We start from the raw sequence: 13,268 nt of genomic DNA on the forward strand, positions 1-13,268 counted from the left end.
AGGGATTACTATAGAATATAGGGCTTACTACCAAGATCGTCATTTACGAAGTGACTTTTGTCGGTAGCAGCGCCGTTCGAACTCAGGCCACAAGCAGGAGACAGAACAGACCAATCAATTTTTTGCCGAAAATTGCAAAGGACGAAAGAAAATGAATACTAGCAGCGCAGAATTTTTAGCTTCTACAGCTAACAAAGACAAAACAAACCCTAATATCGTAGCAGCCCCAGAAATCATTGGCGCCGAGATGCTTGTGCGTGCATTGCATGCAGAAGGTGTGGAATTCGTGTGGGGATATCCCGGCGGCTCTGTGCTCTTCATCTACGATGAAATTTTTAAACAAGATAAGTTTGAGCACATCTTGGTGCGCCATGAGCAGGCAGCTGTCCATGCAGCTGACGGTTACGCGCGCGCCACGGGCAAGGTTGGTGTAGCACTGGTGACCTCTGGTCCCGGAGTTACCAATGCCGTAACAGGTATTGCTACTGCCTACACAGATTCGATCCCGATGGTGATCATCAGTGGCAACGTGCCGACCTATGCGATTGGTGAGGATGCCTTTCAAGAGGCCGATACCGTGGGTATCACCCGCCCAATCGTGAAACATAACTTCTTAGTCAAGGATGTCAGAGATCTTCCACTGGTATTGAAGAAGGCCTTTCATATTGCACAGACGGGTCGTCCTGGCCCTGTGCTGATTGATATCCCGAAGGATGTATCTGCCGCTAAAGCACCTTTTGTCTATCCAGAAACCTTAGAGATGCGCTCCTATAACCCTGTTGTTAAGGGTCATAGTGGGCAAATTCGTAAAGCGATTTCTTTACTGCAAGAAGCAGAGCGCCCCTTTATCTATACCGGTGGTGGTGTGATTTTGGCTGACGCAGCTCCAGAGCTGAAAGAGTTTGCAGATTTACTGGGTTATCCCGTCACCAACACCTTGATGGGCTTGGGCGGTTTTCCTGGTACGAGCCCCCAATTTGTGGGCATGTTAGGGATGCATGGTACTTACGAAGCCAATATGGCTATGCAGCACAGTGATGTGTTGATTGCCATTGGTGCACGATTTGATGATCGCGTAATCGGTAACCCATCGCATTTTGCAGGCAACCCTCGCAAGATCATCCATATCGATATCGATCCATCAGTTATCTCTAAGCGCGTGAAGGTCGATGTACCGATCGTGGGCAATCTTAAAGAAGTATTGCAAGAAATGACTGCCCTGCTTAAAGCAGCAGGCCCTCGCCAAAATGATGCCAAAGTAGCCGCATGGTGGGCGCAAATTAATGAGTGGCGTAAAAAAGATTGCTTGAAATATGATGAAGCTTCCCAAATTGTGAAGCCGCAGTATGTGGTTCAAAAGCTGTGGGAGTTGACAGGTGGTGACGCATTTATTACTTCAGACGTTGGACAGCACCAGATGTGGGCTGCACAGTTCTATAAGTTTGATAAGCCTCGCCGTTGGATTAATTCAGGTGGTCTGGGTACTATGGGCGTAGGTTTGCCTTACGCTATGGGCATCAAGAAAGCATTTCCGGATCAAGATGTCTTTGCGATTACTGGTGAAGGCTCGATTCAGATGTGTATCCAAGAATTGTCCACCTGTAAGCAATACAACACGCCAGTGAAAATTGTGTCACTGAACAATCGCTATCTCGGTATGGTACGTCAATGGCAGGAGCTCACTTATAACAAGCGTTACTCCAGCTCTTACATGGATTCATTGCCAGACTTTGTAAAATTAGCGGAAGCTTTTGGACACGTTGGAATGCGCATTGAGAAAAAGTCTGATGTTGAGGGCGCCCTCAAGGAAGCGATTCGCTTAAAAGATCGTACGGTGTTTATGGATTTCCAGACAGACCCAGAAGAAAACGTTTGGCCAATGGTGCAAGCAGGTAAGGGTATTACAGACATGCTATTGGGTAGCGAGGAACTTTGATGCGACATATTATTTCTGTTCTCATTGAGAATGAACCTGGGGCATTGTCACGCGTAGTGGGTTTGTTTTCAGCACGTGGTTACAACATTGAGTCTTTAAGTGTTGCGCCCACTGAAGATCCTTCTCTGTCTCGCATGACCATTGTGACCATTGGCTCCGATGATGTGATTGAGCAAATTACCAAGCACTTAAATCGTCTAGTAGAAGTAGTCAAAGTATTTGATTTGACCGAGGGCCCACACATTGAGCGCGAGCTTATGATGATTAAAGTGCGCGCAGTTGGTAAAGAGCGTGAAGAGCTGAAGCGCACAACGGATATCTTCCGCGGTCGAATTATTGATGTGACAGATAAGAGTTACACCATTGAATTGACCGGAGATGGCAGCAAATTAGACGCCTTTATTGATTCGATTGATCGTGCCTCTATCCTCGAAACCGTCCGCTCGGGTGGTTCTGGTATCGGGCGCGGTGAACGTATCTTAAAGGTGTAATTTTTTAAACTTATTTATTACTGCATTACTACTTATTTTCAATACAAGGAAAGAGCATGAAAGTTTTTTACGATAAAGACGCGGACTTATCCCTTATTAAAGGCAAAAAAGTCACCATCATTGGTTACGGTTCACAAGGTCATGCGCATGCATTGAACCTCAAAGACTCCGGTGTAAATGTCACTGTAGGTTTGCGTAAGAATGGTGCTTCATGGAGTAAGGCTGCCAATGCTGGCTTGAATGTAAAAGAAGTAGCGGATGCGGTGAAAGATGCTGACGTAGTCATGATGTTGTTGCCTGACGAGCAAATTGGCGAGGTATATGCCAAAGAAGTGCATGGCAATATTAAGCAGGGAGCAGCGCTTGCTTTTGCGCATGGCTTTAACGTGCATTATGGCCAAGTTCAGCCACGCGCTGATTCTGATGTAATCATGATTGCCCCTAAGGCTCCAGGTCACACTGTGCGTGGGACTTATGCCCAGGGTGGCGGTGTGCCCCATCTGATCGCGGTATACCAAGATAAGTCAGGCTCTGCACGTGATGTTGCCTTGTCCTATGCAACTGCAAATGGTGGTGGTCGTGCCGGCATCATTGAAACCAATTTCCGTGAAGAAACAGAAACCGATTTGTTCGGTGAGCAGGCAGTACTTTGTGGTGGTGCAGTAGAACTTATCAAAGCCGGTTTTGAGACATTAGTTGAAGCGGGTTACGCTCCAGAGATGGCTTATTTCGAGTGCTTGCATGAACTCAAGTTGATTGTGGATTTGATCTACGAGGGCGGCATTGCTAACATGAATTACTCTATCTCTAACAATGCAGAGTATGGTGAGTATGTCACTGGTCCCCGCATCGTGACGGAAGACACTAAGAATGTGATGCGTCAAGTTTTGAAAGATATTCAGACTGGTGAATACGCGAAGAGCTTTATCTTGGAAAACAAAGCAGGTGCACCTACTTTGATATCACGTCGTCGTTTAAATGCAGAGCATGACATTGAAGTGGTGGGTGCTAAGTTGCGCGCCATGATGCCTTGGATTGCGAAGAACAAATTAGTTGATCAAACGAAGAACTAAAGAGAAAGCTCAGAACATAAGATGATGTATCCACACCCCATTATTGCGCGTGAAGGTTGGCCGTATTTGGCTTTAGTGGGAGTGGTGACTTTGTTAGCCCATTATTTTGGTGGCTTGGCATGGTCATGGCCACTGTGGATTATTTTCTTCTTTGTGCTGCAATTCTTTCGTGACCCACAGCGTATTGCTGCCTTAGGTCGTGATTTGATTTTGTCTCCCGCAGATGGCCGTATTGTCGTGGTAGAAAAAGCACATGACCCTTATGCGGGTCGCGAAGCCTTAAAGATTAGTGTTTTTATGAATGTCTTTAATGTCCATTCCAACCGAAGTGCCGTCAATGGTTTAGTCAAAGAGATCCAATATTTCCCTGGTAAGTTTGTCAATGCCGATTTAGATAAGGCCTCTACCGAGAATGAGCGTAATGCGGTTGTTATTGATGCCAATGGTCAGATCGTGACTTTGGTTCAAGTAGCCGGCTTGATTGCCCGTCGTATTCTGTGCTACGTACACGTTGGCGATCGCTTAACTGCAGGTGAGCGTTATGGTTTTATTCGTTTTGGCTCCAGGGTGGATGTCTACCTACCTTTGAGCGCTGAACCCTTGGTGAGTGTTGGCGATAAAGTATTTGCAACAAATACTGCTTTGGCCCGTGTACCCGGTTTAGATTAATCATGAATCTAATGCAGCACTATTACCAGGATATTCTTTGAACACATTTCGCCGTCGCGGTCGTATTAACCGCAGTCGCATTGCTTCTAAGTCCTTAGACCGCAACAAAGATGAGTGGGCCGAAGATTTAGCAGATGGAGTCGATTTTGAAGTAGAAGAGTTGCATATAGATAAGCCTCGTAAACGTAGTAAGGGGATCTATCTCTTGCCTAACGCTTTTACGACTGCTGCCTTGTTCTGTGGTTTCTTTGCCATCGTCAATGCGATGAATCATCAATTTGAGACAGCAGCAATTGCAATTTTCGCCTCCCTAGTCTTAGATGGTATGGATGGCCGGATTGCTCGGATGACCAATACCCAGAGTGCCTTTGGTGAGCAGTATGACTCCCTAGCAGACATGGTTTCTTTTGGTGTCGCCCCCGCATTGGTAGCCTATGAGTGGGCTCTAAAAGATATGGGTAAGTTGGGCTGGCTTGCTGCCTTTACTTATTGTGCTGGCGCCGCTTTGCGTTTAGCACGCTTTAACGTCAATACTGGGGTGGTCGATAAGAAGTTCTTTCAGGGCTTACCTAGCCCAGCTGCTGGTGCATTGATAGCCGGTTTCATTTGGTTGGCTGACGATAATAAGATTCCGGTGCGTGACACCGCCATTCCGTGGATTACCTTCTTTTTAGCCATCTATGCGGGTTTGACGATGGTTTCTAATGCCCGTTTCTATAGCGGTAAAGCCTTGGATTTACGTTACCGCGTGCCGTTTGGCGTGATGGTCTTAATGATTCTGACCTTTGTATTGGTTTCCTCTAACCCCCCATTAACCCTGTTTGGAGTCTTTGTTGTGTATTCCATCTCGGGATACGTCATCTGGGGATGGGAGCGCTTGACTGGCCGCCGCTTCAGTTAATATTTGGCGAATCTGCATTATTTAGGTTATATTAATCTTATGCTGATCAATTTCTCACCCTTAAGTGGATTCCTTCTACTAGCACTAAGCTTACAGCTTGGGGCGGGTAGGGCCTGAGTTAATGAGAAAAAGATAATTCATTAACCACCACATACCAGCCCCAGCTCATAGCTGGGGTTTTTGTTTTTATGGCCTAGTAACCAGTATTGGAAGTAATAAGCACTATCAGGATAATGAAGCGATATTGAACCGGAGAGCAGTGATGAGCGACAAAGTAATTATTTTTGATACCACCTTACGTGATGGCGAACAGTCCCCTGGTGCCTCGATGACGAAGGACGAAAAAGTACGCATTGCCCGTCAATTAGAGCGTCTCAAAGTGGATGTGATTGAGGCTGGTTTTGCGGCGAGTTCAGAGGGTGATTTTCAAGCGATCTCGGCGGTCGCTGCTGCTGTGAAGGATTCGATTGTTTGTTCACTTGCCCGGGCTAACGAAAAAGATATTACGCGTGCAGCTGATGCCTTAAAAGCAGCGAATGCTAAACGGATTCATGCTTTCTTGGCTACTAGCCCATTACACATGGCTGTGAAGTTGCGCATGTCGCCTGAAGAAGTATTAGAGCAAGCAAAACGCTCTATTCGGTTTGCTAGAAATTTGGCAGATGATGTGGAGTTCTCTGCTGAAGATGGTTATCGCTCAGAAATGGATTTCTTATGTAGAGTGGTCGAGGCGACTATTAATGAGGGAGCCTCTACGATCAATATTCCGGATACGGTAGGTTATGCCACTCCAGAGTTGTATGGCGAGTTCATTAAAACTTTGCGTACCCGCGTACCAAATTCAGATAAGGCCGTATGGTCTGTGCATTGTCATAACGACTTAGGCATGGCGGTAGCGAATTCATTAGCAGGCGTCAAAATTGGTGGTGCACGTCAAATCGAGTGCACGGTTAATGGTTTAGGTGAGCGTGCTGGTAACACGGCCCTAGAAGAAGTTGTGATGGCTTTGCGCACTCGCAAAGATTATTTTGCTATGGTCTGCGGCATTGATGCTACGCAAATTGTGCCGTCATCAAAGTTGGTCTCTCAGATTACTGGCTTTGTAGTACAGCCCAATAAAGCAGTGGTTGGCGCCAATGCATTTGCTCATGCCTCTGGTATTCATCAAGATGGTATTTTGAAGAACCGAGAGACCTATGAAATTATGCGGGCAGAAGATGTGGGTTGGTCTACCAACAAAATTGTCTTGGGTAAATTATCGGGTCGCAATGCCTTTAAGCAACGCCTACATGAGTTGGGCATCAAGGTCGAAGCTGAAGCGGACTTAAATGAGGCCTTTGCGCGTTTCAAAGCCTTGGCCGATCAAAAGGTAGATATTTTTGACGAAGACATCATTGCCATCATGTCAGATGCAGCAGCAGCGGAAGAAGGCGAGCATTACCATTTTATTTCTATAAGTCAGCATTCAGAAACGGGTGAACGCCCTGCATCCAAGGTGACTTTCCGGATGGGTGACAAAGAGATGAGCTCATCAGCCGAAGGGAATGGCCCTGTAGATGCGAGCTTAAATGCGATTGAGGCGATTGCCAAGAGTGGGGCAGAGCAATTGCTGTATTCAGTCAATGCAATTACTTCGGGTACGCAATCACAAGGCGAGGTGACCGTGCGCTTGTCAAAAGGCGGCCGGATTGTGAATGGCGTAGGTACCGATCCGGATATTATTGCTGCCTCAGCAAAGGCCTACTTGTCAGCACTGAACAAATTGCATGATCCAAGCCTCGCGAAGCTCAATGCCCAGATGACGCCTTAAGAAGTTCTCGGCGACATCTGTGAACCTTGATTACTTATTGAGGTCTGTGTTCTTGTAGTACTTGGTGCCTTTGCCGGTGATTTCTGCGGCAAGGCCTGAGTCTGTGAGTTGGTACATGAGAACGCCGGGCGCAACAATCGTTGCGTCTTGGTAGGCATCACCATTGTTTTCATATTTAGCTGCTGCAGTCACTTGACCACCAAAAGTCCAGCCTGAGTTCACGAAATCATTTAAAGCAGCCTCGGTTTCAAACACAAAAATATTTTGAAATGATTTAATTCCAAAGCCAAGCCCTGCCTGAACCTCAGCCATATTCATATAAATGGGTTTTGTGCCATTTCTACTTATTACTACGCCACTTCCAGTCCCACCGCCTGCGATCAGGATCTTCATACCAAAATTGCTAAATGTTGCATACGCCACAGACTTATTAATCAGGCTTTTTGCTTTGGGCTGAACCCGGTAAAGCTGCCTTAAAGTCGCATCATTCTTCTTTAAAATGTCTTCACGTTGCTGGGTAACGGTTTTACTTGGTCCAAAGGGATTAGAAAATTGGGCGTTAGCAGTCAGCGGGGTGAGTAGGGCTAGACATAGAGCTAACGATATTCCTAGAGATAAAAGCAGGCTTTGAATAGATTTGAGTGTCATGATCTTCTCGTTTGTTAGTAAATATATGTGGATAAGACTTTAAGCTTAATTTTGTTATCTGATGATGGGTTTGCTGAAGTGTGCTTAATAGGCTGGTCCGCCTAGTGCCAGAAAGAGATTCACTCTTTGCGATAGGGCATCCACCCGACCTTGGTTCCAAGCCATTTGAGTCGTATTGGTTTTAATTCTTTGCTGCTGAACTTGGCGTTGATCAATGCGGCCAATAGTAAATTCACTATCTGTATTTTTCATCAATCTTTTTTGATTATCTAATTGTGTTTGTAATAAAGCACTACGACTTTTCCAGGCTTGATCACCATTAAGATTATTTTCTGCTTCATTAAAAGCAGTGAGTACAGTTTTACCATAATTTGCTAAAGCGGCACGGGCCTCAGCGTCCTGATAGGCAATTTGCGCCTCAATCGCACCGCCTTGAAAGATGGGTACGGTAGCACCAACACCAAATCCAAAACTGGTAGATGCGCCATTAATCAAGGTAAATACTTGACTATCAATATAGGCAAGGCCTGCCGATAAGCTAATTTTTGGCAGTCTGGCTAAACGTTTTTCATCTACTGTATAAAAAGCACTATTAACGCGTGCTTCTGCTGCAATGACATCAGGACGTCGCTCGAGTAAGTCCATCGGTAGCCCCGGATCAATCGCGCTTGGAATAGAGGGCAGGGCGCTAGTACGAAGAGGTTTTGCATGAGGATAACGGCCCACTAAGACTTCTACTGCACGTAAAGATTGATCTCTCGCAAATGCGGATGCAATTGCACCCTCTTTTAGTTGCGCAGCTGAGCTTTGTGTTGCTAAGACATCGCTATTAGAAGATGCGCCTATCTTTTCACGAATTCCAGTAAGGGCATGTAATTTTTCAGCTGCAGCAGCACTCTCTTCTGAGAGACGCGCTTGCTCTGTTAGTGCGCGTGCCAGCCATACGGATTTTGCAATGGATGCTAACAGTGATAGTTGCGCTGCATCTTGATCAGCGTTAATAGCTCTTGCATTCTGAGTAGCGCCTGCTTTTTGGGTTCGAACTCTACCCCACAGATCTAATTCCCAATTAGCACCAATGTAATAGCCTGTTAAGCCAGTACCACTAGAGCCTGCTTTACCACCAAGATTTCCCGTAGCGCTTATGCCTGGGTATAGTGCGCCACCTGCAGCATCTATTAATGATTGGGCTTGTGATCTGCGTGCAGCAAAAATACTTAGACTGGGATTATTTTTGAGAGCTTCAGCAACGAGTTCATTTAACTCAGGATCATTAAATTGCGTTAACCACGCATCATTCGCATTTAGTACGGTAGTTTGCGGATTGTCAGTTGCTTGAAATGTTTTAGGTGTCTGAACGCTAGGCAATGCTTTATTTATTAAGTCCTTGCTGGTCATTAAGGAGCTCACACAAGCGCTCAAGCTAATACTTAAGGCAAGGTAATTGCAACTTCGTATGAGTTGACGAATAAGCATCAATGCAACTTTGGAATAATATAATTGAGCTTGGTGCTAATTCGTAGCATCACTTTGCGCATGATGTGTAAAAAGGCGAGACGATCGGTATATACCGCACCATCCCCCACTGCACCAGCTGGTAGCAGTAAGGCAGTCTTTTCTTCATCTAGTACTAGCTTGACAGCAAAACGATTCGTCGGAATTTCTCGTAAACCAATAGTGGGTAAGTTACCGGAGGTATTTAGTTGTCCTTGACCTTCAGCCAAAATCACCGACTCTACTTTTGCCTTTAGTATTTTTCCTGGAAAACTCGGTAGATAGAATTCTGCTTCGTTGCCTACTTCTATTTGATGTAATTCATTTTGATTAAAGAGCGCATAAATTTGCGGTGCATCTTCAAGAAATGTCATGACGGATGCCAGCGGAAAGGCAGCCACAAATGCACCGGGGCGAAGCTGCACGTTCACAACCGTACCATCGCTTGGTGCGCGCATCACGGTTTGCTCTAGATCATAGTTGGCGCTAATTAATTGCCCTTGTAAATCTTCAAAGTCAGCGTCAGCTTTTTCTAAATCAAAGCGACTGCCTGCACCGCTAGCAACGAGCTGTTTATTTTCCTCAAGGCGTAACTTAGCAAGATTAAATTTAGCTTTAATAGAGTTTGCATTGGCTTTGTATTGAGTCGGGTCAATCTTAAAAAGGATGTCTCCTTTTTTAACCCGCTGATTGATAGCGACTGGCACTTCGACTACCCGACCGCGAACTTGGCTAACAATACCCACTGAGTTACGAACTACCAAGACATCACCAGAGGATGGCGCAAAAATATTGAGCAGCATGATGAGGGTGATCATGCCCACTACGGGTATGGTGAACACAATTACCTTGGCGATAGTGTTCCATGGTAAGAGCTTGTATTTAAAAAAGATCAGCCAAACAATGCCTGAGTAAATGCCGAGTATCAGTGCTTCCATGCTTAGTTGGCTGCTTTCTTTGGGTCTTGTCCCTCTTCGATAGGCTGGTACTTATCGCTACCATAGGCAAGCTTGTACATAGTCGGACGGGTGTACGCCCAGAGATAGGCAATCGGCCAAAGTAGGCCGGCAAAAAATAGGGACAGAATACATAAAGCATGAATCGCATCTCTTTGAGGATGCTGACGGCGCTTGGCAATGGTGTCCGGGAGGATATGGACATACCAAAAGAGGGCAATCAGACCAATCGGCATCACAATTAAGATCACCCAGGAGATTACATTGGCAACACTATCAATGAGATCATGGGGGAGGAAAGAGGCGCTGACGAGTTGTGGGGCCAGTAAAAGGACGCTTAATAGTACTTTTTTCATCAAAACAGCCTTAAATTACTGATTTTGTGGGAATTTATCATGTTTAACGTCTTTTCGTTATTAGTCTAATGGTAAACAGAGATATCTTACCGAATCTAAACAAAGAGTTTTTGCCTGCCTTCTGCTACAATTCGAGTGCTTTGATTTGTAAAGCTTTTTTTGTTTTATTTTGTTTAATCGCACGACACAAGATGGGTGAAAGCTCCAGTGTTCGCAAGTTAGGAGTATGAAAATGGCAGTTGCTGATATTAAAACGGCGGAAATCGTCAAAGACAACGCGCGTAGCGCAAACGATACGGGTAGCCCTGAAGTGCAGGTTTCATTGCTGACAGCCCGTATTAATGAATTAACCCCCCATTTCAAGGCTAACGCTAAAGACCATCACAGCCGTCGTGGCTTGTTGAAGATGGTTTCACGTCGCCGTCGCCTGTTGGATTACCTCAAGGGCAAAGATTTGGGTCGCTATCGCGCCTTGATAGAGAAATTAGGCCTGCGTAAGTAATTTTTATCAGTATTGCAATGCCATCTATCTTAGGTTTGTTTTCTTTTAAGAATCAGCCCTAGGAAGGTGGCATGTTTTTTGAGCGGTTTTAGATTATTTGTGTAGAGGATCGTGTCATTCCAATGAGTTTCTGGGTTATTAGCCTAGTGTCTCCCTGGAATGGCATCCTCTGAGATCTTCAAACGCTCCAGTGTTGTCGTGACACTGCTTTATCCCACGACAAGCGCAGGACCCATGTGGGTTTTGCGTGAACAATTTGGAGAAGATCAGAATGACGATGTTTAATAAAGCAGTAAAAACGTTTCAATGGGGCAATCATCAGGTAATTATGGAAACAGGCGAGATTGCTCGTCAATCTGGTGGTGCTGTCATTGTGAACGTGGATGACACGGTAGTGATGGGTACAGTAGTGGCTTCTAAATCTGCCAAGCCTGGACAGTCTTTTTTCCCATTGACTGTAGATTATTTAGAAAAAACGTATGCTGCAGGAAAAATTCCTGGGGGATTCTTCCGCCGTGAAGGCCGTCCATCTGAAGGCGAGACATTGATCTCCCGCTTGATTGATCGTCCACTACGTCCATTATTTCCAGAAGGATTTTTAAACGAAGTGCAGGTAGTGATTCATGTGTTATCGATCAACCCAGATGTACCTTCCGATATTCCTGCTTTGATTGCTGCTTCTGCAGCCTTAGCTATCTCTGGTATTCCTTTTGCTGGCCCAGTGGGCGCAGCACGTGTTGGTTACGCCAATGGTCAGTACTTATTGAATCCAACCCGTTCAGAGCAAGCAAGCAGTGAGATGGATTTGATCGTAGCGGGTACGCAAGCTGCAGTGTTAATGGTGGAATCAGAAGCCAACCAGTTGTCCGAAGAAATCATGTTAGGCGCAGTTGTATATGGCCATGACCAAATGCAAACAGCGATTAACGCCATCAATGACTTAGTTAGTGAAGCTGGCAAGCCTGAGTGGGATTGGACTGCTGCACCTAAGGATGAGCCGTTTATTGCCAAGGTTACTGCTTTAGCAGAAGGCCCATTGCGCGAAGCCTATCAGATTCGTCAAAAGGGTGCGCGTACAGACAAACTCAAAGAAACAACTAAATCAGTGTTGGCAAAATTAGCTGAAGATGGCGATGTCGATGCAGTAGCAGTAAATGACATCCTGTTTGAAATCGAAGCGAAGATTGTACGTAGCCAGATCTTGAATGGCGAGCCACGGATTGATGGTCGCGATACACGCACTGTTCGTCCAATTGAAATTCGTAACGGCGTATTGCCACGTACACATGGTTCAGCGTTGTTTACCCGCGGTGAAACACAAGCCCTGGTAGTTGCTACTCTAGGTACAGCACGAGATGAACAAATCATCGATGCGCTCGAAGGTGAGTACCGTGATCGCTTTATGTTCCACTACAACATGCCTCCATTTGCTACTGGCGAAACCGGTCGCGTTGGTAGCCCAAAGCGTCGTGAAATCGGTCATGGTCGTTTGGCTAAGCGCGCATTGATTCCAGTGTTACCAAGTGCAGAAGATTTTGCTTACAGTATTCGTGTGGTTTCAGAAATAACTGAATCAAATGGCTCCTCTTCCATGGCTTCTGTTTGCGGTGGCTGTTTAGCGATGATGGATGCAGGTGTTCCAGTTAAGGCGCACGTTGCTGGTGTCGCTATGGGCTTGATTCTGGATGGCAACCGTTTTGCTGTGTTGACTGATATCTTGGGTGATGAAGATCACTTAGGTGATATGGACTTTAAAGTAGCCGGCACTGCAAATGGCATTACCGCATTGCAAATGGATATTAAAGTGCAAGGCATTACTAAAGAAATTATGCAAGTCGCATTAGCTCAAGCTAAAGAAGGTCGTTTGCATATTTTGAGCAAGATGCAAGAAGCGATGGGTTCTGTTCGTACTGAACTGTCTGCGCATGCGCCACGTATGGTGTCTTTCAAGATTCATCCAGACAAGATTCGTGAAGTGATTGGTAAGGGCGGAGCTACTATTCAAGCCTTGACTAAAGAAACAGGTTGCAGCATTGATATCAAAGATGATGGTACCGTTACTATTGCTTCTACTAGTGCAGAAGGTATGGCAGAAGCAAAAGCCCGTATCGAAGGTATTACAGCCGAAGCAGAAGTCGGCAAGATCTATGAAGGTCCTGTCGTGAAGTTGCTGGAGTTCGGTGCACTCATTAACATTCTTCCGGGTAAAGATGGTCTCTTGCACATCTCTGAAATCTCTAATGAACGCGTGAAAGAAGTGAAGGACTATTTGCAAGAAGGTCAGATCGTTCGCGTGAAATTATTAGCAGCAGATGAGCGTGGACGTTTACGTTTATCGCTTAAAGCTGCGATGGCAGATGAGGGCGGCACGATTGCGCCTTTAGCTGGTGCTGCAGATGCAAGCCCCGTATCCGGTGAAACTGTTTAAGCCT

Annotated in this window: 12 protein-coding genes; 8 read left to right on the forward strand and 4 right to left on the reverse strand. The window is 45.7% G+C overall.

Annotated elements, in window-relative coordinates; translation table 11 throughout:
* Window positions 1-151: 151 nt before the first annotated feature.
* From DCO16_RS04105 to DCO16_RS04130, 6 genes are all read left to right on the forward strand, one after another.
* Entirely contained in the window at window positions 152-1,936 is a 1,785-nt protein-coding gene (locus DCO16_RS04105) for an acetolactate synthase 3 catalytic subunit (protein WP_173942473.1), read from the forward strand.
* Entirely contained in the window at window positions 1,936-2,427 is a 492-nt protein-coding gene (gene ilvN, locus DCO16_RS04110; RefSeq protein ID WP_173942474.1) for an acetolactate synthase small subunit, read from the forward strand. The genes DCO16_RS04105 and ilvN overlap by 1 nt, the downstream gene beginning before the upstream one ends.
* A gap of 56 nt (window positions 2,428-2,483) precedes the next feature.
* Window positions 2,484-3,500 carry a ketol-acid reductoisomerase gene (gene ilvC, locus DCO16_RS04115; protein WP_173942475.1) on the forward strand — a complete coding sequence of 339 codons (1,017 nt, stop codon included), beginning with the start codon at window positions 2,484-2,486 and terminating at the stop codon, window positions 3,498-3,500.
* A 21-nt stretch (window positions 3,501-3,521) separates the two neighbouring features.
* Window positions 3,522-4,169, forward strand: a complete 648-nt coding sequence (locus DCO16_RS04120; RefSeq protein WP_173942476.1) for a phosphatidylserine decarboxylase — start codon at window positions 3,522-3,524, stop codon at window positions 4,167-4,169.
* 37 nt (window positions 4,170-4,206) lie between these two features.
* On the forward strand, window positions 4,207-5,070 hold the full coding sequence (gene pssA, locus DCO16_RS04125) for a CDP-diacylglycerol--serine O-phosphatidyltransferase (RefSeq protein WP_173942477.1): 864 nt from the start codon (window positions 4,207-4,209) through the stop codon (window positions 5,068-5,070).
* Window positions 5,071-5,332: 262 nt separating this feature from the next.
* Window positions 5,333-6,880 (forward strand): 2-isopropylmalate synthase, encoded by a 1,548-nt coding sequence (locus DCO16_RS04130; RefSeq protein WP_173942478.1) that lies wholly within the window; start codon window positions 5,333-5,335, stop codon window positions 6,878-6,880.
* 30 nt (window positions 6,881-6,910) lie between these two features.
* Here the strand turns inward: DCO16_RS04130 and DCO16_RS04135 are convergent, their stop codons facing one another.
* The 4 genes from DCO16_RS04135 to DCO16_RS04150 all read right to left on the reverse strand — a co-directional run bounded on the left by DCO16_RS04135 (window position 6,911) and on the right by DCO16_RS04150 (window position 10,334).
* The gene (locus DCO16_RS04135) at window positions 6,911-7,528 is read right to left on the reverse strand and encodes a lipid-binding SYLF domain-containing protein (RefSeq protein WP_173942479.1); all 618 of its coding nucleotides are present in this window, start codon (window positions 7,526-7,528) and stop codon (window positions 6,911-6,913) included.
* An 84-nt stretch (window positions 7,529-7,612) separates the two neighbouring features.
* Window positions 7,613-9,004, reverse strand: coding sequence for an efflux transporter outer membrane subunit (locus DCO16_RS04140; protein ID WP_302480383.1), 1,392 nt, complete (start codon window positions 9,002-9,004; stop codon window positions 7,613-7,615).
* Window positions 9,004-9,960: an HlyD family secretion protein gene (locus DCO16_RS04145; protein WP_173942481.1), complete on the reverse strand. Its 957-nt coding sequence runs from the start codon at window positions 9,958-9,960 to the stop codon at window positions 9,004-9,006. Before DCO16_RS04145 ends, DCO16_RS04140 begins: the two co-directional genes overlap by 1 nt.
* Window positions 9,961-9,962: 2 nt before the next feature.
* Window positions 9,963-10,334 carry a DUF3302 domain-containing protein gene (locus DCO16_RS04150; protein ID WP_173942482.1) on the reverse strand — a complete coding sequence of 124 codons (372 nt, stop codon included), beginning with the start codon at window positions 10,332-10,334 and terminating at the stop codon, window positions 9,963-9,965.
* Window positions 10,335-10,566: 232 nt separating this feature from the next.
* Here DCO16_RS04150 and rpsO point away from each other — a divergent pair, with 232 nt between their 5' ends.
* Both rpsO and pnp read left to right on the forward strand, forming a co-directional pair.
* Complete coding sequence (gene rpsO, locus DCO16_RS04155) at window positions 10,567-10,836, forward strand: 30S ribosomal protein S15 (protein ID WP_112204355.1); 270 nt, start codon at window positions 10,567-10,569, stop codon at window positions 10,834-10,836.
* A 271-nt stretch (window positions 10,837-11,107) separates the two neighbouring features.
* Window positions 11,108-13,264: a polyribonucleotide nucleotidyltransferase gene (pnp, locus tag DCO16_RS04160; RefSeq protein WP_173942483.1), complete on the forward strand. Its 2,157-nt coding sequence runs from the start codon at window positions 11,108-11,110 to the stop codon at window positions 13,262-13,264.
* Window positions 13,265-13,268 lie beyond the last annotated feature (4 nt).

It is taken from the genome of Polynucleobacter antarcticus, from assembly GCF_013307245.1.
Taxonomy (GTDB): Bacteria; Pseudomonadota; Gammaproteobacteria; order Burkholderiales; family Burkholderiaceae; genus Polynucleobacter; species Polynucleobacter antarcticus.